Here is a 23,666-nt window from a genome sequence, read left to right on the forward strand (position 1 = left end):
ATAAATGGCCCTTAATTAGTGATGATCGACAGTAGGGTCGTCTAAGAGTGTTGGTGAATTCTCTACGACGTCTGTCGCAGCCGCTTTCTGGAAAAGCTCTTTTGTACTGTCATCACCAAAAACGCCGTTTTTAATCATTCCGTTCTCATCGACAATGTCTTGCAATGACACATCCTGAAGGATGATTTCTTGGTTCCACTCATGGTCACCATCCGTGTCCACTCGAAGCACTAATGAACCGTCTTGTTCGAATAAGTCGACATCGGCCTCGCTAAGCAGGTTGTCTTGTTGGTCTGTGACTAAGTCAGATAGGTCAAGATGGGATTCGCCCACCGTGAAGTCAGTTACCGTGTCAGACCAAGGTTGGTCATTAACGTTGTCGCTGTGCCAGATGAGCTCACTGTTGTCTAATCCATTGATACTGTGCTCCTCGACTAAACCAGCAAGATTCGTTTCGTCCTCTCCAGTTTGTTGGGTTGCGAACCAAACGTCCGCGGCGGCACGTTCTTCACCGTCTAGCGTCGTATAGGTAGATGTTTTACCGAGGAGGTTGTTGTTTTGGGTGTCGTCGCTGGTTTGCGCAGCCAAACTGATTGAAGCTACGCCAGCGTCTTCGAGGCTAAGGAGTTCTCCCTCGTCGGTTTTGCCATCCATGTCTTTATCAACCCAAACACCGAGCTCGGAGTAGATAGCATCGTTTTGGTCGATAACGCCATCAGCATTCGTGTCATGCTGAGCCAAGGCTTCGTAACCGTCGGCTGCATTGGTGCCGTCTTTGAGCTCGGTGTTTGAGCCAAAGAGTTCCGAGCCGTCGTTGATTTCACCGTCTTTGTTGATGTCATGGACAAGTAAACCATCGCCTCCCGAAACCCAACCAGTGTTGACGGCAGTTCCGTCACCGTTATAGTCGAAGGCGACAGGATTCTCGGTGACATCGCTGGTTTCAATGCCATCGCCGTCGAGGTCAAGCACGATAGGGGTGATGCTGGGTGTAATAAAACGCGTTGCATCACCGGAACTTTCGCCACTGGCGGTGAGCGTCCCTGCTGCGGTAAAAAGATCAGCCTGCTCAAGATGAAAATTACCCACGCTATCTGCATAGACGATGTGCTCTGAGCCATCCGGACCGGAAAGGGTGACTTTTTCGTTAGGATGCCATCCATTGCCGTTCACATGTTGGACGCCGTCTCCATCAATATGCCAATGCAAATAACCAGACGCATTCCCACTTGTATCGTAAACCCCGTGATCAGTTATCAGGACGGAATCTTGTGCAGTTCCTGAGCTAATGTTTGTTTCTGAGGTGGCAGGTTCTACCGTAATGGTTAGGGTTTCGCTCGCTTCAGTGGTGTTGTCGTTTATAGGCTGAATGCGAATTTTGATTTCAGTTTGAAATGCATCAAGAGTGAGTTGGCTACCACTTTTAAAATGGGCCCATGTTGAGCCTGTCCAGTATTGATAGCTTCCCAAATCTTGGTCGGTAATGCCTGAGCCGTTGTCAGTGAGTACGTTGACTTCTACCTTTGTCGCTATAGCAACCGGGTCGCTGAGTGAAATGGTAAATTGAGCCCATTGTGATTCTTCCATTTCATTGTTGGTGTTTGTATTGCTAATAGACAAGGTAGGCTTGTCTGCATCACCAGCAATGCTGACCGTCGCTGTGTCAGAGTCGCCATTGTCACTTTGAATCTGATAGTCAAACGCTATCTGTCCGTAAAAGTTGCTATCAGGAACAAAGCTCATACTGCCATCGCTGGCGATGAGGACATCGCCATTGTCAACAGCAATACTCTGCGCACTACCAGTCAATGCAACACCATTTATCTCTGTGATTTCGAGGCCGCTATCTGTCGTCGTATCATTGGCGAGTAGGTCGAGGGCAACAGGTCCTCCATTCGATAGAGTGTATTCGTCATTCACGGCATCGAGGGCGTCAGGCGTGACGTTCAGATAGACGGTCGCAGTGTCGGTTCCACCTTGCCCGTCACTGATGGTGTAGGTAAAGCTGGCAGAACCGTTGTAGTCAGCAGTGGGTGTAAAGGTAATGGTGCCGTCGCCGTTTAGAACAACGGTACCGTTTTGGGGGCTTTGAACCGACGTTATGGTAAGCGAGTTGCCTTCGGTATCGGTGTCATTTGCCAGTAAATCTGACGCATTGATAGTGACGGCGGTGTCTTCAGTGGTGGTGATTTGCTCATGCGCTGTCACGACGAGATCATAATCAGCACCTGTGGCCCCCACTAACTTTACATCCACCCATTCGCTGGCGGGAACTTGACTACCAGTGGGGTAAGCTGTGCCGTTGGCGTAGAGCGTTCCTGTGCTATAGGTAACGCTGTAATAGCCAGAGGAAAGAACAACTTCGGTAGTAATAGAAAAGTCGCCGGTGCTTCCGCTCGGATAGGCGACGACTTTGTTTCCGTTTGCATCAACGCTGGCAATGTAAATACTGTAGTCGCCGCCGTTAGCACTGGAGTCGGTACCAAGAAATGAAATTGTATAGGCACCTTCATCGCCGACAGCGACAATATCGAAATTCAGGTCATTTTGGTTTTCCTGCTGACCGGTAAAGGTCAGTTGGTCGCCATCTTTCGTGCCGTCTGCGTTATATTTTTGGGTGTGAACATCATAATCGCCATTCGCATTTATCGCCGACCACACAATGACATAATCGCCATCATCACCAACACCAACTACTTTTGCTGGGCCATGGCCGCCAGGTGCTTCAAGTTTACTCACTGGTTGATCTTTGGAACCGTCGGCATCGAAATGTTGTATGTAGGTTTGCCATTGTCCATTTTCGATGCCGCGCCAAACGACAACAAAATCCCCATCAGGTCCAACGTTTGTAATTGATGGCATGTCATTGCTGGTTGTGCCAGCTAAGTTCAATGTCTGGGTTGAGCCAGCAATGGGGGCGTTGGTTGTTGCATCCACGAGGGTAAGCGTGACAGTCCCCCCGCTAGACCCAACAATCGCGTATTTGTCACCACTTATACTAACGACATTGGTCTCTTTATCTGCGTTACCATCTGTACCACCAATATTAAGCGTTTGCGTGCTCCCAATTTTGCTGCCAGTTGAAGAATACATAACGGTGTTGGTTGCCGTTGCCGTCGAACCTTGGCTCCAAGAAACAACATAGTTCCCGTTGTCGAGTACTGTAATTTCAGGATTAGATACAATGGGGTATCCATTGCTATTGGCGGAAACGGAGCCGACGACTTGCGCTGAGCCAACTTTGTCGCCGGAACTGTCTAGCACTTGCATGTACAAGGTAAAGTTATCTACCCAGACAAGCATACTGTTATCTTCTGAATGCTCTGAGGTGACACTTCTTAGTGCCGATGTACCCAAATCCATTTCTGGACCCGTGGTGGCGCCGCCATGATCATCAGGGTTTGCATATACGACTTGAGCATATGAGTGGGTGTTGAGGGTCGTGCTGTTGTTATAGCCAGTCCAAGTGACTAACAAGTCACCATCGTCGTTGAGTTGTGTTACCTGAGGCGATTCAATTTTATCTCTGGAACCCAGTGTGAGTTTATCGCCTTTTAATGATCCGTCTGCGTTGAAACTCTGTAACACGACTTTATTGTTGCCGTGATAATTGGTATCCCACGCCCTGAATACCACAGTGTAACTGCCATCTGCGTGGGTGGTTGTCATGTAAGCTGAATCATCAACTTTTCCTGTGCCATAACCCTCGATAATTTGGGTGTCGATTGCATTACCGGTATAGCCAGAAGCGATAGCACCTGCATCTGTCATCGTTAATGTGTCATCAATAGCATCAGGATTATCGTTAACACTGTTTACGGTAATATTGATTGTCGCCGTATCGGTGTCACCATCACTATCTTTGACCTGATAATTAAAACTCACTGAACCAAAATAATTTGCGTCCGCTTTAAAGCTCATACTGCCGTCGTTGGCAATCAGGACGTTGCCATTGTCAACAGCAATGGTTTGGGTGCCGCCGACGAGGGCGACGCCGTTGATATGAGTGACTTCAAGGCCTCCGTCGGGCGCGTTGTCGTTGCTGAGAAGGTCGAGAGAAAGGGTGCTGTCTTCGTCCACAGAATAAGTGTCGTTAACTGCATCAACGGCTTCGTCTACGGACGTGACTGAAATAGCGACTGTCGCGGTGTCACCAGAATTGGTCGTGTAGGTCACGTCCGGCACAAGACCATTCCAATTTGCTTCAGGGGTAAAGGTGTAGCTTCCGTTGGTATTTAATACGAACGAACCGATACCTGTAATAACGGCGGTTTGACCTGCTGTATAAACAGTTGAAGAGCCAGCTACCGAGTATTGGGTAACACTGGTATTGCCTGCATCATTGGTCAGTACATTGCCATTTAGAGCGACGTCTTCTAGCGTGGAGGCGGACTCGTTACTCGCTTGAGTCGCAATGGCAGAGTCAGAGGCAGAGTTTGAGAGGTTTCCTGCTGAATCTGTTTGAGTAGCACTGACGGAGATACTGTCTCCAGCAGCGACCACCTCGTTCCACGAAATTGTCCCATTGTTGTAGCTGTAACTTGAAGCAGTCGAGCCATTTTCATAGTGTAAGGTACCGCTGACGAGCTTAAGATTCTCTGTTCGAGATGTGCCGTCGTTGTTAATCACAATCGTCACTACGCCGCCAGCCGTAAAATCGTCATGGTCGACGGAGACGGTCATTTGTACATCGTCGCTTCCATGCTCTTGGCTGTTTATCAAACCATCGTTATTTGTGTCATCGGCAAGGGTGACTGTGGGTGTCGATGAAGCGGTGGTATCAATGGTGAAGTCAGAATCTGTGCTTGACGTGGATGTATTGCCAGCAGAGTCGGTGACGGTGGCTGTGATAGTGTAATTACCTTCATCAGGCAGTTGGCCACTACTCGCGCCTAAATCTTCCGGAGACACGGTGACAGAGACACTAGTCCCGCCAGTCCAGCCATTCGGGACGGTGGCAATGACTTGAGTAATATCCCCATCGGGTTGTGTCACCGTAACAGTGATCGTATCGCCGGGTTCGGTCCCTGTTGGTGGCGTGACTTGTACCTCAATACCACCAGAGACCTCGTTTTCGCCAACGCCGCCGGTGGCTTCAGGGATCGTAACAAGCGGTAACTCGTCGGTACCGCCGGGGCCCGTTCCTTCGCCGGGCGCGGTGGTATCAATGGTAAAGTCAGAATCTGCGCTAGATGCGGATGTATTCCCTGCGGAGTCAGTGATGGTCGCCGTGATGGTGTAATCGCCTTCATCAGGCAGTTGACCACTGCTCGCGCCTAACTCTTCCGGAGATACCGTGACAGAGACGCTGCTCCCGTCAGTCCAGCCATTTGGCACGCTTGCAATGACTTGAGTGATATCCCCGTCGGGTTGTGTAACCGTGACCGTGATCGTATCACCCGGTTCGGTTCCAGTTGGCGGCGTGATTTGTACCTCAATGCCATCAGAGACCTCGTTCTCACCGACGCCGCCGGTGGCTTCAGGGATCGCAACGAGAGGTAACTCGTCGCTACCGCCAGGGCCCGTTCCTTCGCCGGGTGCGGTGGTATCAATGGTAAAGTCAGAATCTGTGCTTGATACCGATGTATTCCCGGCAGAGTCAGTGATGGTCGCCGTGATGGTGTAATCGCCTTCTTCTGGCAGTTGGCCGCTGCTTGCGCCTAAGTCTTCGGGAGACACAGTAACAGAGATGCTGCTGCCGCCAGTCCAGCCATTCGGGACGGTTGCAATGACTTCAGTAATATCCCCGTCTGGTTGTGTCACCGTGACAGTAATCGTATCACCCGATTCTGTCCCTGTTGGTGGTGTGACTTGGACTTCAATGCCGTTAGAGACCTCGTTCTCGCCGACGCCACCCGTGGCTTCAGGGATCGTAACGAGCGGTAACTCGTCGGTACCACCTGGGCCAGTTCCTTCGCCGGGGGCGGTGGTATCAATGGTGAAGTCAGAATCTGTGCTTGTCGCGGATGTATTCCCTGCGGAGTCAGTGATGGTCGCTGTAATGGTGTAATCGCCTTCATCTGGCAGTTGGCCGGTGCTCGCGCCTAAATCTTCCGGAGACACGGTGACAGAGACACTAGTCCCGCCAGTCCAGCCGTTTGGGACGGTGGCAATGACTTGAGTAATATCCCCATCGGGTTGTGTCACCGTGACAGTGATCGTATCGCCAAGTTCGGTACCTGTTGGTGGCGTGACTTGTACCTCAATGCCATCTGAGACCTCGTTCTCGCCGACGCCACCCGTGGCTTCAGGGATCGTAACGAGCGGTAACTCGTCGGTACCACCTGGGCCAGTTCCTTCGCCGGGGGCGGTGGTATCAATGGTGAAGTCTGCGTCTGCGCTTGATGCGGATGTATTCCCTGCGGAGTCAGTGATGCTCGCTGTGATGGTGTAATCGCCTTCATCAGGCAGTTGACCACTGCTCGCGCCTAAATCTTCCGGAGAAACCGTGACAGAGACGCTGCTCCCGCCAGTCCAACCGTTTGGAACCGTTGTGATTACTTGGCTGATATCCCCGTCGGGTTGTGTCACCGTGACAGTGATCGTATCACCCGATTCTGTCCCTGTTGGTGGCGTGACTTGTACCTCAATGCCATCAGAGACCTCGCTCTCGCCGACGCCGCCTGTGGCTTCAGGGATATCAACAAGCGGTAACTCGTCGGTACCGCCGGGGCCAGTTCCTTCGCCAGGTGCGGTGGTATCAATGGTTCCAGTGACTGTTGCGGACGCGCTTTGACCTTGATTATTAACAATTGTTGCGACGACCGAAAATTGCCCGTCGGACAAGCTTTGCGGTACAACGATTGAAAAACTGCCATCTGCTTGGACGACGGCTGAGAGAGAGAGCACATTTCCAGTTGCATCAGAAATGGTCAGCTTAACGCTGGACCCTGCTAACAAGTTGGTCGTTCCTGTTATCGTCGGGGTGTTGTCATTTGTTAAAGTGTCGACAAAAACATCAACAGTAGGGGCTTTAAAAAAACTCGATTCATCTAAGCTGCGTGTGCTTGCTATACCATTGTTGTTTGCATACGCCTCGGTATCAAAGCCAGCAGTTGCAATAGTTTCACTTGCGTTGCGATCGAGAGTGAAGAAACCATGGGTCCCAGAGCTTGTAGGGGCAGAGCCCGACGCCGTGGCATTTTCTTCGTCAACAGTCGGGTCTTTATTGAGCTGGATGAACTCAACGATTTTAACGATTTCTTGGTCGCTAAAAAATTCGGAGGAATCCACCCTAAGGAAACTATCAAACGCGTTTATGTTTGCAGTGTTGTAGAGGAAGAATTCACCGCCATCACTTTGAAAAGCAATGAGAGAGTTGTCGGCCACATCCAATATCTGGTCTTGTTGTAGATGTTCACCAACCTGGATTTCATGCGTCTGTGATGAATTGCGCAAAGCAGCCTTTCCACTGATAAACACAACATTTGCGCCAACTGGAATTCTTACATCACTCATTTACTGTCTAACCCTCAAGTACCGCCAATAAGAATTAAGTCTCTAAAAAATAATCATGTATTAACTAAGAGATATATTAATAAGGGTAGTGCATGTGCTGCGACTTTAATGAAAAAGTACGTCGTGTTTTATTTTCCCCAAGGGGTAAGCGGGAAAATCTGTAAGTTCTGGTTATAACTCAATGATTATATGGGGAAAAGTTAGTGCCTATTTATAGGTGCAAATATTCAGGGTAAAGGCATTACATTTGGACTTGAATGTAAACAAAATCTTGAGGGTAGGTTGATTGGAATGTTGCCTAGTGGCCGAATCGTAACGATGAACTAAATGAGCGCGTATTTTATTCCCATATTTTCAGAGACATAACGAATCAATTCCGCTTTATTTATAGGGCAAATCTGCATATCCCAAGTCTACGTCCGTTTTTGATTGTTTCGACTGAGATTTCGATATTGCTTTGGTGTCACACCAAGATAGGTTTGAAACGTTTGATAAAATCGACTCGAAGAGTTAAACCCTACCGTTAAAGAAATATCCAAGATCGTGCGCTCGGTATCACTTAGCAAAGCGCGTGCGTGGTTAACCCGCATTGCCGTAATGTACTGTTTGATTGTCATCTGCATCACACGCTGAAACAATCCCATTGCGTAGTTCGCGTGCAAGCCGACATGTGAGGCAATTTGATTGACCGTGAGCGGGGTATCGTGGTGGGAAGCTATGTATTCCAGCATTTGGCTGACATAAAACTGTGAGTGTTTTGAGACCCCATTCTGATTGGCTTTTTCAGTGTGACTGCTCAACAAAGACGACCACCCATCGAGGCAGATCCGTTTAAGCATCAAACAAATTTCATCATTGGAAAGTTGTCTTCTACTGGCATCGGGGTGCTTTGTTTCTCCTTCCCAGCGTTGAATCTCAAATTCGCTGACAAGACTGGCTGAGTCAGATTGCAACACAACACCGTGCGTTACTTGGTTAATCAACTCACGGCTGAGAGGCCAAGACAAAAATATGTGTATGGGAATGTTGATGATTCCCATGTTGTGGCTCGTGCCAGGATTGGTGAGTCGATGGGGAACAGATGCCCAAAACAGCCCGACATGTCCGTTCTGAATAGTGACGGCTTCACCGTTAATGATGTAATCAATATCATCGCCAAAGGGAATGTTCATCTCTATCTGACCGTGCCAATGTGACACTGGCATGCTATGCGGTGCGCGCAATTCGATATCGATTTGTTCATAGGATGAATAAAGAGAGAGCGGACTAACTGATACGCTTTCGTCCGTATAGTGCATCTGAGGAGGCGCGCCTATTCCTAACTCTTTCTCCATTACCATATTAATTCCTTAGGAAACAGCATACTTCAGCCAAGATTTACCGAGTATTTATTATCAGTGAAACAAATTTATATCCTTGAGCAATGTCATATTCCCAATTTTACCTTCTGATATTTAGGTCATTAATGAGATGGCGGTATGTTTTTGATTGTTCAGGCAGTCTAGTACATTGAAATGTCAGGAAAATCGTCAAATAAGTTCTATTTGCTAAGAAATTCCAACCTAGCACAGGAAATCTGAGGAAATGGGAATGTGATTATAGGAAGCGTGAAGATTCGGCGGGGCGTTTGAGGTTACTGTTTTTAGCAGATAAGACATCTGTTAATAGGAACAATGAAGAATGAAAAACCCTAAAATAACGTTTATCGGTGCCGGCTCTACGATCTTTGTTAAAAACATTCTTGGTGATGTTTTTCACAAACCTGATTTAAAAAATGCAGATATCGCGTTAATGGATATCGATGCTACGCGCCTTGAAGAGTCTCAAATTGTCGTCAGCAAGTTAATGCAGTCAGCAAATGCAAACGGTTCAATCACTTGCCATATGAATCAGAAAGAGGCGTTGGCGGGTGCAGATTTTGTGGTTGTCGCGTTTCAAATTGGCGGTTATGAGCCATGTACGGTGACGGATTTTGAGGTGTGCAAGCGTCACGGTTTAGAACAGACAATCGCAGATACCTTGGGCCCTGGCGGCATTATGCGTTCACTTCGCACCATTCCGCACCTATGGCAAATCTGTGAAGACATGACCGAAATCTGTCCGAATGCCACCATGTTGAACTACGTCAACCCAATGGCGATGAACACATGGGCAATGTATGAAAAGTTCCCGCACATCAAACAAGTCGGTCTTTGCCACTCTGTTCAAGGGACCGCAGAAGAGTTGGCGAGGGATCTCGACATAGATTATGCCGACCTTCGCTATACCTGTGCGGGTATCAACCACATGGCGTATTACCTGACCTTTGAAAGGAAAAATGCATCGGGCGAATATCAAGACGCTTATCCTGATCTTCTTGCCGCATTTGAAAGTGGTAAAGCACCAAAACCTTCTGAACATCACGCTGGACGCTGCCAAAATCTCGTTCGCTATGAAATGTTCAAAAAGTTGGGCTACTTCGTAACTGAATCTTCAGAGCATTTTTCTGAATATACCCCTTATTTCATCAAGCCTAACCGCCCAGATTTGATTGAGCGTTATAAAGTGCCTTTGGATGAATATCCGAAGCGTTGTGTAGAGCAAATTGCGTCGTGGAAGCAAGATCTGGAAGACTTTAAAAACGCCGATCGGATTGATGTAAAAGACTCGCATGAATACGCCAGTACCATCATGAACTCAATCTGGACAGGTAATCCGAGCGTGATTTACGGCAACGTAAAAAACAACGGGTTGATCGACAACTTGCCACAAGGATGCTGTGTCGAGGTCGCGTGTCTGGTTGATGCCAACGGCGTGCAACCGATCAAAGCCGGTAAGCTGCCAAGCCACCTTGCCGCACTCATGCAAACCAATGTGAACGTTCAAACGCTGTTGACCGAAGCAATTCTGACGGAAAACCGAGATCGCATTTACCACGCCGCAATGATGGATCCACATACTGCAGCTGTACTGGGTATTGAAGAAATTTATGCGCTGGTGGATGACCTTATCCAATCTCACGGCGACTGGTTGCCAGCGTGGGTACATCAGTAATCATTTGATGCCCCTATAAACACAGAATAAATAACAAAGATAAATACCAATAACGAATGCCCGAGGTGACGGTTGCGTTGCGTTGAAAAGACGCAACGGCACTGAGGGCAACCCTACGATCTATATTATTCCGCCCTCACATGAATGGGGGCAAAGGAGTCCAAATGAGCGTGTCAATGAACACCAAACTAAGCTACGGCTTTGGTGCTTTCGGGAAAGATTTTGCCATTGTGATCGTCTACATGTACCTGATGTATTACTACACGGACGTCATCGGTATTTCGGCCGGCGTCGTCGGTACTATATTCCTTATCGCACGGATTTGGGATGCGGTAAACGACCCTATTATGGGATGGATAGTTAACAATACCCGTTCACGTTGGGGGAAATTCAAGCCGTGGATTCTGATCGGAACCATCGCGAATTCCGTGGTGCTCTTCATGTTATTCAGTGCGCACCATTTTGAAGGGACTGCATTGATCGCCTACATCGCCGTGACATACATTCTTTGGGGTATGACGTATACCCTTATGGATATTCCTTTTTGGTCACTGGTTCCGACGCTAACACTAGATAAACGCGAACGAGAAGAGCTTGTTCCTTATCCTCGCTTTTTTGCCAGCCTTGCGGGGTTTGTGACAGGCGCTATTACACTGCCTTTCGTCGATAAGATAGGTGGTGGAGACAAGGGCTTCGGTTTTCAGATGCTGACACTTGTACTGATAGCGTTTTTTGTCGCCTCTACGTTGATTACGTTGCGTAACGTCAAAGAACGTTATTCTTCAAGTTCTTCGGAGAATATAGCGCATGAAGAAAAAGTCTCATTCAAAGAGATGGTTGCTTTAATCTATAAGAACTCCCAACTCTCGTGCCTGCTGGGTATGGCTCTGTCTTACAACTTGGCAACGAACATCATCACTGCATTTGCGATTTATTACTTCACCTACGTCATCGGGGATGCTGATTTATTCCCTTACTATATGGCCTATGCGGGTATCGCTAACCTGATTACCTTGGTGTTGTTCCCTAAATTAGCGAAGCTCTTTTCCCGCCGTATTCTGTGGGCTTGTGCATCGAGTTTTCCAATATTGGGCAGTGCGGTTCTGATTTACATTGGGGTGACTGGGCAACCTAGTGTGTTCCTGATTTCTGCTGCGGGTGTACTGCTTCAAATTGGTACCGCGTTATTCTGGGTACTGAATGTCATCATGGTTGCAGATACCGTTGACTACGGGGAGTACAAGCTGGGTGTACGCTGTGAGAGTATTGCCTATGCAGTGCAAACCATGGTGGTAAAAGCGGGATCTGCGTTTGCGGCATTCTTCATCGGTATCGCGTTGACAATGGTGGAATATGTGCCGAACGTGGAACAAAGTGCCGACACGATATTTGGTATGCAATGTGTGATGATTGGTTTGCCAAGCTTCTTCTTCGCCATCGCATTGGCTATCTACTTCCGCTACTACAAGCTAAATGGTGCGTATCATCAGAAGATTCAGGATCACCTGACAGCCAAATACCGTCATGTTGAGGAAGAGGTAACGACTGAGGCTGATGAGGACATCGTTAAACCTGCTCCAGCTGTGTAAATAAAATGATTACCCCCTGTGGCAATTCCGAGTCGGTTTCGTGGAATTGCTCAGGGGGTTATTTCTAAGCCTTGGGTTTTAAACGCGTTGGCGTGGGGAAATAAGAGCGAATAGGGCGATATTTTCCGTTTGTATTGCAAACTCAACGAATAGGCATACCGTACGGGGCTAGAAATCTATACATAATAATTAAATGCATTGTCGTAAAAAGGAGGACGAATAAATAGGCATTTATTACGTAATGTTTATTAATGGTATCCTTTCTTAAATGGCAGATAAAAAAGTATGAAAATTTTTTCTGAAAATTGTAAGCGCAATCAAAATGCGTAATCTATTGAAAAACAATATTTAAAACAATCGTGCTTTTTGTTTACCTCTCCTTTGTACCCACCTAATATCTTGTTTTTGCGACATGTCATTGGACGAAAGTTAGCCATCATCAGTTGTGTATTGCAGCACTAATATACATGTCTGTCGTGTCATATATCCTCGCCTAGGGTTTTAGCCAGATAGTTTGTGCTGCTTTTTGACGCCAATCATAAACGATTCGATTCATTGTCATGGTAGAGGAGGTTGCTCATGCCCGTAGCACTGACATACCCCGGCGTTTACATTCAGGAAATTCCAAGCGGTAGCCGCTCAATCAGTGGCGTCGCAACATCCATCGCTGCATTTGTTGGCGGGTTTTCTCGAGGCCCATTAAATACGCCGGTTCGTATGTTTCATGTTGGGGATTTTGACGCTCATATGGGAGGCGTGAATACCAACAGTGAAACCAGTTATGCCGTATCACAATTCTACGCAAATAGCGGCGGAGAGGCGATTGCGGTTCGCGTCGGTGGTGGCACAAATGGATCTATGACAGCCCAGAGTTGGGGAGGAGGCAGTACGCTGAGGTTTGATGCGGGGCGCCAGTTTCAGGGGCAACCAGTTCAAGATCCCGGAACGTGGAATAATCATATACGTATCGATATCGACTATTTGACCTCCGATCCGACTTCTCTGTTCAATCTCACTGTGACGGAAATCAGGCATGTTGATGGCATAGAGTTGCCCGTGCGAAATGAAACGTATCGCAACGTGTCTATGGTCGCGACGCACCCACGTTTTGTGTCACACGTGGTGAATGATGATTCCATGATGGTGCAGCTTACCGAGGGAGGAAATACCGACCGACCTGCACCTACTGGCTATTACTCAGATGTTCAGGATACAACGCAGTATGTTGGAATTGCTGCCGCTAACACGCTTCAGGTCAACCTTGGAACAGGGTCACATGATGTAACCGTTGATGTCACCATACCACCGACCACCATGGCAGAAGCCGCATTGATGATCCAAAACACGATACGTGATACTCGTCCGGAAGATCCGCTGTGGGCGCAATGTCAGGTGGTTGTGCGTGGCGATCGTCTCGCAATATTTACTGGACGAAACAGCCCTGAATACCGTGCAGGACACGAGGTTGTGGTGGCGGAGTCTGTCGGTAATATTGGGACGGTGCTGGGGTTAGTGGCCAGTACAGAAGCAAACGTTCAGCAATACGCGATGAATACGGCCGCTCCTGCAGGTCAACAAACAACGGCCGCTCCCGGAGTGGATGGTGGTGTACCTACCGCAGCTCAACTTCGCGGGAATCGCAATCTTCGTACGGGGATTTACGCACTCGAAGATGTGGATCTGTTTAACATTTTGCTGATCCCTGAAGCCTCTGATTTAAACAACGGCAACGTGGCCGATATGTCTACCGTGATGAGTCCGGCCATTGCGTATTGTGAAGAGCAACGCGCCTTCTTGCTGATTGATCCTCCTGAAAATGTGAATAGCGCGGAAGAGGCCATTGAATGGCTTGATGAGGTGGCAGCTGCGGGGCTTAGACATCGCAACGTGGCCGCCTACTACCCGCGTGTTCAGATTCCTGATCCAAACAACGAAAACCGACTTCGAACCATTGCGCCAAGCGGAACCGTAGCCGGTGTCTATGCCCGCAGGGATAGCGAAGCAGGTATTTGGACCGCGGCGGCAGGCATTACAGCGAACCTTCGCAATGTCATCAGCTTTAATCACAACATGACCAATAACGAGATTGGTCAGCTCAATCCTATTGGTCTCAACTGTCTGAGAAATGGCGGTATCAGCGGCAACATTGTTTGGGGAGCACGTACCCTACGCGGTGCAAATGAATTGGCGTCTGAATGGCAGTATGTGCCTGTTCGAAGGACAGCGTTGTTTATCGAAGAAACGCTCTTCCGCGGGCTTCAGTGGTCTTTGTTTATGCCAAATGATGAGCCGTTATGGTCAGAAATACGCATTGCCGTGACTAACTTCATGCAAGGGCTTTATCGTCAGGGGGCGTTCCAAGGCAGTGCGCCAGAGCAGGCATTCAGGGTGAAGTGTGACGCTGAAACGACAACGCAAGCGAATATCGATGAAGGTGTTGTCAATTTGCTTGTGGGTTTTGCGCCTAAAAAACCGGCTGAATTTGTGGTCGTCAGCCTACAACTGATGAACAACAGCGGCAGCTAAAATCAAGCACCGCTGATGATGTTGGCGGTGCAGGTTCTTTGAATTCTATTGGAATGCTAGGGAGGAGGCAGCATGTCTCAGCTCAACGTTAATGGTCAGCGAGTTGTACCATACCCCGGATACAAATTCATTGTGAAAGAGGCCGGTGGTGACGTGTTGGCAGCAATACAGAAAGTCTCTGGGCTTAGCCGCACTGTCGAAGTGATGGAGTACCGCGCGGGGGGGGACCCATCTCATACCCGTAAATCGCCAGGTCAGGCGAAATTTGAAGCGATAACACTCGAACGTGGTGTGACAGAAAATCTTCAGTTTGAGCAGTGGGCAAACAAAGTGTGGCGTATAGGTACGGATCTGGGGGGTGAAGTGTCGCTTCAGGATTTTCGGAAAACCATCATCATTGACGTGTTAAATGAGGCTGGTCAGAAGGTGCTTAGCTATACGGTATACAAATGCTGGGTCTCGGAATACAAAGCGATCCCTGCGCTTGATGCGTCAAGCTCTGCGTTTATGATCCAGTCAATCAAATTGGAAAACGAAGGGTGGGAGAGTAACGCAGTAACCGCCCCACAAGAACCCAGTTTTGTGCATCCTGAACAATGAGTAGCGATGCATGAGTATGCTGCTGAAGCCCTTAAATGATAACCAACAGGTAGAGATCTGGGAGTTTGCTTCGTCGGTGAATGCCCAAGAACGGGCAATAGCATTGGCTGAAGCCTTTGTGTCAATTACCGTTGTTTCAAAGTTACCTGAATGGACGGTAGCTGGCAGGGATCATCTGTTACTGCTGGCTTATCAGCTCCAATTTGGCGATGCCATCAGCGTAGAGGGACGTTGCGCCGAGTGTGACGCTAAAAACCAGCTTGGCTTTTCCGCATCTCAAATATTGGGGTTAGCTTCCACTGAACTCTACAACGCGTGGAATGCGCAGACAGGAACGATTGATACCGACGTTTATCTTCCGCGATATGGTGAGATAACCGTAAGGGGGCTGCAATGCCGATTCCGTCTGCCGTGTATGGGTGATTTGCGGGCCTTGGAATACGCGGATGACCCTTTACTTCTCTTTGCACAGCGGGTGATCAACCCTGTTGATTTTGCAGCGATAAAGGAAGTCTTCTCTGCAATGGAAGACAGCAAAACCGCGTGGGAGCAACTTTTCACCGACCTTGAAGACGCCATGTTGGCTCTCGAACCATTATCCATTGTTACGCTAAATGCCTCTTGTCCTGAATGTGGTGCCGAGACGGCGCACCAGTTTGATATTGCACATCAGTTTTGGGCACAGCTTTCAGCTAACGTCGAAAAGCAGTTATGGGATGTCCATTTGCTGGCTTCTGCTTACGGTTGGTCGAGTCAGGACATTCTGGGGATGAGCCCAGCGCGACGTCGTCGTCATATCGCCATGATCATTGAGTGAGGAAGTGACAGTATGAGTCGAGTTCTCAGTCGGTTTATTCATCGTAATATCACAGGGCAGCAGTCCTTAAAACCGATTGTGCGCTCGTACTATTCTGATGTTTCTGCAAGGGGAATAAGTGGTAGTGATGCCATTTCGCGTGACAGTGTCACATCAAGTCAGGGGAATGTTGAGCACGAAGACCGAGGATTCACACCTTTAGGCGCGCAAGATAGCAAGGGGCATACAGAAGCGACGGCAACCCGCTCCTATGCATCACCAACGTCAGATACGCGTGTCGAAGAGGGTAATTCACTAGAACGAACAGAGACGACGATAGACTCAGAGGTCATGCATGAGGATAGTCGTGGTACTCAGGCATTTCCTTTTCCCCAAAACCGCACACTTTCCACCAGTGATACGCCCTCTGTTTTAAATAACGCAAATGATGATGCAACAAGACGAAACGACTTTTTGACAGCCGCTCAAACTGCCAGTGTTGATGGCCCCAACGCGCCGAATGAAACGCACGACGAGCAACCGAGATCGGTTTCCTCTTTGGTGGTAAACAAGGATGCGCAGACATTTGGCAATGGTCTAACGACATCCGCATATGTGGATAAACAAGCAACTCAGGATCTAAATTCTCCCCAACGAAGCATCGAAGACGAATCAATGGGCTTCAATTCGAACACGAATGCTTCTATTCGCTCAAGGCGTCGTGATTTCACTCAGCAGGTTGCCGCTGCCATTCTGGGTAATGATTCATCGCTGGCTAGCGTTTCCTCAAGCAGAGAATCCGCATCGCCGTTGAACAATGAAAGTGTCACGCCATATCAAACGCCGGACGCTACCCCTGAACCGCTAGAGGTATCCGTCACTATCAACCAAGTGTCCATTGTGTCATCGCATCAAGCGCCAACAGCAAGGACGCCGAGTTGGCAGCCTCCCATTAGTCTCGGTGACTATTTGCGCGAGCGTAAGGAAGGTAAACGATGAGTAGTGCACTGGCTATTGCAGGTATCACTCAGTTGCTTCGGGATCTGCTCAATGATGGATTGGTGGATAACGATGTGGCGACCATCGTGAATACCAATGTCCCAGTACATGCGCTGCCGCCAGATCAAATGCTCGCTCAGGAAGAAGATAACGCGCCTGCACTGAACATTTTTCTTTATCACACCGAAGTAAACGCGGCGTGGGCGAATCAATGTGTGCCTACGCGCAACAGTGATGGCGACCGCATCAACAATACGCCCTTGCCGCTGGATTTGTTTTACATTGTGAGTGCCTATGGCACAGCGGATTTGCACAATGACGTACTGTTGGGTTACGCCATGCAGATTTTGCATGAACATCCGGGCTTTACGCGTGCTGAAATTCAAACGGCATTGAACCCGTCGCCAGCCATTGCGGCTGGATTGCCCCCCTTGCTGCAAGCGTTGGCAGATACCGGATTGGCCGATCAGGCAGAAGCGATTCGTATTGCGCCGCACATGATGCCAGTGTCCGAGAAATCAGCGTTGTGGAGTGCGCTTCAAAGTCAGTATCGCCAGTCAGCCACTTACCGAGTCTCCACGGTGTTGATGCAAGCCGATTATCCGACACGAAATGCGCTCCCTGTGTTAACCATTGGTGTCGACAACACGGGGCCTGATGTGCACCCGACACTGACGCCCGCCTTGCCACAACTCAACCGGATTATCGCACCGGCACTTCAATCAAGTGCACGACTTGGCGATACCTTGGATGTTGAAGGGTTTGCCCTTGATGGCACGAATCCAAGATTTACCTTTTCTCATGTTTCTCAGGAGGTAGCACATACGATAAATGCAGCGGTGGGTGGAACTGCACGCACGCAATCGGTGACATTACCTAACGCTGCTGCCAGTTGGGCGGCGGGCATGTATTCGCTTTTATTTTCTGCAGACAACGGCGGGAACACGCAACAATCTAATCTGCTTTCCGCTCAAATTTCGCCGGTGATGACCTTTCCGCCAACCAGTGTCGTCAGAAACGGAACGTCTGTTGTCGTGACACTTCGTGTGACGCCACACTTTTTCCCAGGTCAACAAGCCATGTTATGGCTGGGTTCGGACGGCGCAACTGCAGAAACAGTGAGCATTGCAACCGACACCATGGTGTTTGTGTTTGGGGCGATTCCGGCAGGCACATACACCGCAAGGCTGCGGGTTGATGGGGTCGATAGCTGGTTCATCATTAAAGACCGTCCACCCATTGCACCGGATTTTGCCCCCCGCGCACCAATCTACGACCCTACTCAAGTGATAACGGTGCCGTGATGACTGCGTCTATTCAGTTTCCACTCCCCCAAAGTAACGCCGAATCTGCGTTTGAAAAATGGCAGGCGAACAACGATGCTCATCTGAATGCGACCATCGATTGGGTGATGCATTCGCTGAACAGCAACAGTGCAGCGCGGCGAAGTGAAGAGCGAAATAGTACAGAGCCAAGCAGTGATTGGCCGAAGAATGACGATGTTGTCCCATCTCTTGTGGAATCTATCGTCGAACTCAATGCTCGCTATCGCGGCGATGGTGAGCACGATGCACCTTCTGCCATTAATGTCTTGGTTGAACAGTTTGGTCTGAATACCAGTGATCAGGCAGTGTTGGCTCTGCTTCTTGCCGCATCCTTAGAGCCTGCTGTTGCTGAGCGATGCATGACGCTTTCGGGTTCGGTAACCCAACGAAATCCGACGGCAACGTTAGCCGTTTCCCTTTTAGATGACGCCGATTGGTCGAGTTTTCCGCCGCATGCGCCACTTCGCTATTGGTTGTTGATTGAATGGCAACCTGCAGAAGCGGGTAATGCATTTCTGATTCTTGACGAACGCGTAATGAATTTTGTTCGTGGGCTCAATTACGTCGATGAACGTTTGAGCGTCTTGCTTGAACCTATAGGGGGAGCGTTACCTTCTCCCTTGATGCCGTCGCAGTGTGTACAACTTGAAACGATGCTTACTTTTCTCGAACAGAATCGCACTTATCGCTCCAACACAGGACCAACGGTGGTCGAGTTGTTTGGGGATGATGTTACAGCGAAATTGTCGATGGCGCATGCAGTGGCAACGCAGCTTGGGGTTAATCTCCAGAGACTGAATGTTTCCAGTTTACCGACGAATGCGATTGATGTAGACGCGCTGGCACGGCTCTGGCTTCGTGACGCGGGCCTACTGCCCATGCTGCTATTTATCGAAGGGGCTGATGATCCTTCGTTTCATCGGTCATTGGTGCAATTTGTTGGCCGTTTGGGGGGCTTGGTTCTGATTAATGCAGGGCATTCACCCATCAGCCTTGTGCCACGAAGCCTGCCGTTAGAAGTGAAGCGTCCGACAGTGAAAGAGCAGGAGTCGCTGTGGCTGCAAACGCTTAATGAAACCGATGAGACCTTGCCCGCGAGATTGGCCGAGCAGTTCTCCATGAGCGAGCAAGAGATTCACCGCTCAGCGTCTGTCGCTTTTGCCGAGTCCAACAATGGTGATGCACATGCATTTGAACGTGCGCTGTGGCGCGTGTGTCAGCGTGGTGCGTCTTCCGGGCTCTCTAAGCTCGCGCAACGCATCGAGTGCAAAGCGAGATGGGACACACTGATACTGCCTGAGGCGCAAACACGGATGCTAAAACAGCTGAGCGCGCAGGTAGCACTTAGGAGTTGCGTTTATCAGCAGTGGGGATTTCGTGACAAGATGAGTCGCGGCATGGGGATCAGTGCCATGTTTAGTGGCGAAAGCGGTACGGGTAAAACCATGGCTGCGGAGGTGTTGGCCAACGCACTTAATCTGGACCTATATCGCATCGACCTTGCCAGTGTGATCAGCAAATATATCGGCGAGACAGAAAAGCAAATGCGTTCGCTGTTTCAGGCCGCTGAACGCTGTGGTGCCATTCTTTTCTTTGATGAAGCCGATGCGCTATTTGGAAAGCGCGGTGAAACAAAAAACAGCAATGATCGCTTTTCCAATATTGGCATTGATGATCTTCTGCAACGAATAGAAATGTACAACGGGTTGGCTATTCTGGCGACCAATCTGAAGAGTGGCGTTGATAAAGCCTTCTTGCGTCGTCTCCGATTTGTGGTCGACTTTCCTTTCCCAGGCCCCACAGAACGTGAGCGCATTTGGCGTTCGGTATTTCCTCCTCAAACCCCAATGGCGGATGACTTTAATCCCGCCCGTTTGGCGCGGCTAAATCTAACTGGGGGAAACATTCACAACGTTGCATTGAACGGTGCTTTTCTATCAGCACAGCATAACGAGCCTGTTTCCATGCGCTGGTTGATGGAAGCTGCCGCTGGCGAGTTACAAAAACTTGAACGCCCGATTAAAGCGGGAGATTTGGATTATGGCTGAGTTCATGGCTTTGTGCCCTGAAAGATGCAACGCCATTTCGGTCAAGGATTCCAGCAAAATTAGCCATTCCGCAGGAGAGCGTATGAAAGTGAATATTCGTTTCGACCATATCCAAATAGCGGACAATGCCAGCTATCGCGAGGTCTATCGCGCGGTGTCTGACGCGGTAAGGCAACACTGGCCGAACATGCCCAATGTCACGCCAGAAAGGCAGCAGCAGGCACAACAGCGCGCGTCTTCTCAGACGGCAAGACAGTTAGTAAGAACACTTTCAGCAGGGAGGGCGCGCTAGATGTTGTCATCACAACCGAATTTTCTGAAAGCAGGGATCGTGCTACTTGATCAACAAAGCGGTGAGCCAATCAGCGCGATTCCTTTGCTGGTTAATCCAGAATCGCTTAGCACGCAATTTGAAGTGAAATCCCCGACGACATCGGATACACGGAACGAACAGCTTCGTCTCAACGGGCCGCCCAAAGAAACGATCAGTTTTGACGCAATACTTGATGCGACCGATGCATTAGAACGTGGCGATAAAGATGCGATGAAGTACGGGGTCGGCCCCTACATTGCGGCATTACGAAGCCTGATCTCACCGACCAAACGCCAACTTTTGGACAACGACGCGCGTGCCAGAGAAGGTCGATTAACCATCATTCCTATGACACAGCCACTGCCCATTTTTAGTTGGGGATTGCAACGAAGGATGCCTGTGAAGGTTGGCAGTATCTCCCTCTCCGAAGAGTTTTTCAGTGCCAAGCTCAACCCGTTGCGCGCCAAAGTGAGTTTGTCATTGCAAGTCTTGTCGGTGGATGACTTGGGCTTTGATCATCCAGCGTCATCGTTGTTCTTACATTATCTCGACGGAATAGAAAAGCAGGCAGCAAAAGTCATCAAGCCAGTGGTTACTTAACAAGACTGAGATTCACCGCCTTTGGTTGAAGAAAGGAGCGTAATTGGTCATGACAGATTTAACCCAGTATTTGCTCAGCAATACCGATGAAACGGCTGATTTCACGTCAACCAGCCGCTATGCTGGCGCGCCGTTGAAAGTGATGACAGATAGCAGCGGCCGTGAACGGGTGTTTGTTAGTCGCCGATTTGTTCCGCAACCTGCAGAGAACGGTGCGGGACCGATGTTGTTAGTGCGAGAAGGGGATCGTCTTGATTTGCTCGGTGCGGCCTATTACGCCGATGCCTCAGCATGGTGGCACATTGTTGATGCCAACCTGATTGACTACCCGCAAGACTTGGTGGCAACACCCGGACGAAAAATAGCCCTTTCAACAGGCAATGGGGAGGGGTGATGTCTGACGTCGTCATGAGTCTCTACATTGGACCTGTTGCACCCGTTCCCGTTTCTAAAGCGGTGATCAATGCGTTTGTGTCGTGCGAAGTAAAAAACAATACGCAAGGGCCTTCGGTCTTTCAGTTGGTCTTTGAGATAGACAATAACTCACCGTTGCATACCGTTTTTCTGTTATCGGCAGGTAATGCCATTCCAATGGTTCGCGCTGTGATAGCGGTGGAAATGTTTGGCAAAACCTCGGTGCTGATTGATGGCGTGATCACTGATCACAGCGTTAATGCTGGCAGCGGCCCGGGCGTATCGAGACTAACGATAACGGGGGAAGATCTGACGCGTGTGCTCGATTATATCGATTTCTCCTTTATGCGTTATCCCGCGATGCCGGACTTTGCCCGTATCAATTTGGTGTTGGCGAAATACGCTTTTCTCGGTGTGATTCCAAAGGTAATCCCTTCTGTGTTGATAGATGTTCCCGTGCCGACACAGCGCATTCCTACACATAAGGGAACAGATTTAGAGTACATCCAATCACTCGCGGAGCGCGTTGGGTATGTGTTTTACATGGACCCAACTGACGTGGTGGGTGTATCCGTTGCGTATTGGGGCCCCGATGTGCGCATTGGCAAGGTGCAGCGACCGCTCAATGACGATCTGGATGCGCACAGAAACGTGGTGTCATTGACAGGCAGTGTGGATACCCAAAATGGAAAAATCCCCATTGTCACCATCATGAATCCGCAGACCAAAGTGCCGATCAGCATTCCGGTGCCAGATGTTAACCCGCTTAATCCACCGTTAGCACTTGTACGGCCAATCCCTCTGGACAATAGACCCATAACAGGGACGGCGAAATATTCTCCGGTTCAAGCGGCGTTGATCGGTCTTGCTAAAGCGGCAAAGACAGCAGTACGCGCGGTAAAAATGAACGGTTCTTTGGACGTACTGGCTTATGGGTCTCTGCTTCAGGCGAGAAGGCTGGTGTCGGTTCGCGGAGCAGGTCATGCCTTTAACGGATTGCACTACGTGGAGTCGGTGACCACCACGTTAAGTGAAGGGGAGCTCAAGCAGAGTTTTGAGCTTAGCAGGGACGGATTACTTCCACTTGGAAACAGGGTACCGGCATGAGTGAAAAGTTTTACGGCAAATTCCGTGGCACTGTCATCAACAATATCGACCCAATGCAACAAGGGCGAATTCTTGCGACTGTGCCGGATGTGTCCGGCATGGTGCCTGGAAGTTGGTGTATGCCATGCCTACCCGTGCTGGGTATGAATTCCGGCATATTTGCGGTGCCGCCGATTGGTGCGGGCGTGTGGATTGAGTTTGAACAAGGCGATATCGATTACCCCATATGGACGGGTTGCTATGCAGGTGGACCGTCAGATATTCCGGTACTGTCGCGCACGGCAGTTCCACCTATTTCAGCTATGACGCTTCAGACCATGGCCAGAAACGGCATTGTGATTAGTGATATCGGCGGGCCTATGGGAATGGGAGGCGTCACGCTGACAACCGCAACGGGTGCGACGCTTTCAGTGACCGATGCGGGCATTTTCATTAACAACGGAAAAGGGGCGCAGATAGCCATGGTGGGCCCAACCGTGGATATCAACAACGGTGCGCTCACCATTACCTGATTGGGAGGATGAAGACAGATGCCAGGTGCAATCGTACATGTTGGAGCCACTGTTATGTGTATGCATGGCGGGCAGGCTACGCCCACCGTGCCGAATCCTAGAGTCATGGTGTCAGGTCAGCCAACGGTGTTGCAAACGTCGCCCTATGTGGTGGCAGGTTGCGCCATGCCGCCGCCCAATGCGGGCAATGGACCTTGTGTGAGCGGGCAATGGCTAAGCGGTTCAGTGCGGGTTGTTTCTCTTGGTCAACCGTTTGTGATTCAGACTGGGCAGTCTGTTTGTGCGCCTACAGGCACGCCTTTAATGCCTGCTGTGGTTCAGCCGCGTGTGTTGGCAACATAAAAGG

Annotated in this window: 16 protein-coding genes; 14 read left to right on the forward strand and 2 right to left on the reverse strand. The window is 49.5% G+C overall.

Annotation, left to right across the window (positions count from 1 at the left end):
• Window positions 1–15 precede the first annotated feature (15 nt).
• Together LRP49_RS04535 and melR are read right to left on the reverse strand one after the other, a co-directional pair.
• Complete coding sequence (locus tag LRP49_RS04535) at window positions 16–7,458, reverse strand: Ig-like domain-containing protein (RefSeq protein ID WP_274140522.1); 7,443 nt, start codon at window positions 7,456–7,458, stop codon at window positions 16–18.
• A 413-nt stretch (window positions 7,459–7,871) separates the two neighbouring features.
• Window positions 7,872–8,798, reverse strand: a complete 927-nt coding sequence (gene melR, locus LRP49_RS04540; protein WP_274140523.1) for a transcriptional regulator MelR — start codon at window positions 8,796–8,798, stop codon at window positions 7,872–7,874.
• A 340-nt stretch (window positions 8,799–9,138) separates the two neighbouring features.
• On the opposite strand from melR, the gene melA reads away from it, so the two are divergent.
• From melA to LRP49_RS04610, 14 genes are all read left to right on the forward strand, one after another.
• The gene (gene melA, locus LRP49_RS04545) at window positions 9,139–10,491 is read left to right on the forward strand and encodes an alpha-glucosidase/alpha-galactosidase (RefSeq protein ID WP_274140524.1); all 1,353 of its coding nucleotides are present in this window, start codon (window positions 9,139–9,141) and stop codon (window positions 10,489–10,491) included.
• Between the two features lie 164 nt (window positions 10,492–10,655).
• Complete coding sequence (melB, locus tag LRP49_RS04550; RefSeq protein ID WP_274140525.1) at window positions 10,656–12,080, forward strand: melibiose:sodium transporter MelB; 1,425 nt, start codon at window positions 10,656–10,658, stop codon at window positions 12,078–12,080.
• Between the two features lie 579 nt (window positions 12,081–12,659).
• Window positions 12,660–14,606 (forward strand): phage tail sheath family protein, encoded by a 1,947-nt coding sequence (locus tag LRP49_RS04555; protein WP_274140527.1) that lies wholly within the window; start codon window positions 12,660–12,662, stop codon window positions 14,604–14,606.
• Between the two features lie 72 nt (window positions 14,607–14,678).
• Window positions 14,679–15,206 (forward strand): phage tail protein, encoded by a 528-nt coding sequence (locus tag LRP49_RS04560; RefSeq protein ID WP_274140528.1) that lies wholly within the window; start codon window positions 14,679–14,681, stop codon window positions 15,204–15,206.
• A 10-nt stretch (window positions 15,207–15,216) separates the two neighbouring features.
• Window positions 15,217–16,023 (forward strand): hypothetical protein, encoded by an 807-nt coding sequence (locus LRP49_RS04565; protein WP_274140529.1) that lies wholly within the window; start codon window positions 15,217–15,219, stop codon window positions 16,021–16,023.
• Window positions 16,024–16,035: 12 nt separating this feature from the next.
• On the forward strand, window positions 16,036–17,001 hold the full coding sequence (locus LRP49_RS04570) for a hypothetical protein (RefSeq protein WP_274140530.1): 966 nt from the start codon (window positions 16,036–16,038) through the stop codon (window positions 16,999–17,001).
• The gene (locus LRP49_RS04575; RefSeq protein ID WP_274140531.1) at window positions 16,998–18,305 is read left to right on the forward strand and encodes a Pvc16 family protein; all 1,308 of its coding nucleotides are present in this window, start codon (window positions 16,998–17,000) and stop codon (window positions 18,303–18,305) included. Before LRP49_RS04570 ends, LRP49_RS04575 begins: the two co-directional genes overlap by 4 nt.
• A complete protein-coding gene (locus LRP49_RS04580) occupies window positions 18,305–20,374 on the forward strand; it encodes an ATP-binding protein (RefSeq protein WP_274140532.1) in 2,070 nt (689 codons plus the stop codon). Before LRP49_RS04575 ends, LRP49_RS04580 begins: the two co-directional genes overlap by 1 nt.
• A gap of 82 nt (window positions 20,375–20,456) precedes the next feature.
• Window positions 20,457–20,666: a hypothetical protein gene (locus tag LRP49_RS04585; protein ID WP_274140534.1), complete on the forward strand. Its 210-nt coding sequence runs from the start codon at window positions 20,457–20,459 to the stop codon at window positions 20,664–20,666.
• Window positions 20,667–21,287, forward strand: a complete 621-nt coding sequence (locus tag LRP49_RS04590; RefSeq protein ID WP_274140535.1) for a hypothetical protein — start codon at window positions 20,667–20,669, stop codon at window positions 21,285–21,287. It abuts the gene before it with no gap.
• A gap of 49 nt (window positions 21,288–21,336) precedes the next feature.
• Window positions 21,337–21,681, forward strand: a complete 345-nt coding sequence (locus LRP49_RS04595; protein WP_274140536.1) for a LysM domain-containing protein — start codon at window positions 21,337–21,339, stop codon at window positions 21,679–21,681.
• Window positions 21,681–22,808 (forward strand): hypothetical protein, encoded by a 1,128-nt coding sequence (locus tag LRP49_RS04600; protein ID WP_274140538.1) that lies wholly within the window; start codon window positions 21,681–21,683, stop codon window positions 22,806–22,808. Before LRP49_RS04595 ends, LRP49_RS04600 begins: the two co-directional genes overlap by 1 nt.
• Window positions 22,805–23,320 (forward strand): phage baseplate assembly protein V, encoded by a 516-nt coding sequence (locus tag LRP49_RS04605; protein ID WP_274140539.1) that lies wholly within the window; start codon window positions 22,805–22,807, stop codon window positions 23,318–23,320. Before LRP49_RS04600 ends, LRP49_RS04605 begins: the two co-directional genes overlap by 4 nt.
• An 18-nt stretch (window positions 23,321–23,338) precedes the next feature.
• The gene (locus LRP49_RS04610) at window positions 23,339–23,662 is read left to right on the forward strand and encodes a hypothetical protein (protein WP_274140541.1); all 324 of its coding nucleotides are present in this window, start codon (window positions 23,339–23,341) and stop codon (window positions 23,660–23,662) included.
• Window positions 23,663–23,666: the final 4 nt, after the last annotated feature.

Origin of the sequence: Enterovibrio qingdaonensis (assembly GCF_028683135.1) — a bacterium.
In the GTDB taxonomy this organism is placed as follows: domain Bacteria; phylum Pseudomonadota; class Gammaproteobacteria; order Enterobacterales; family Vibrionaceae; genus Enterovibrio; species Enterovibrio qingdaonensis.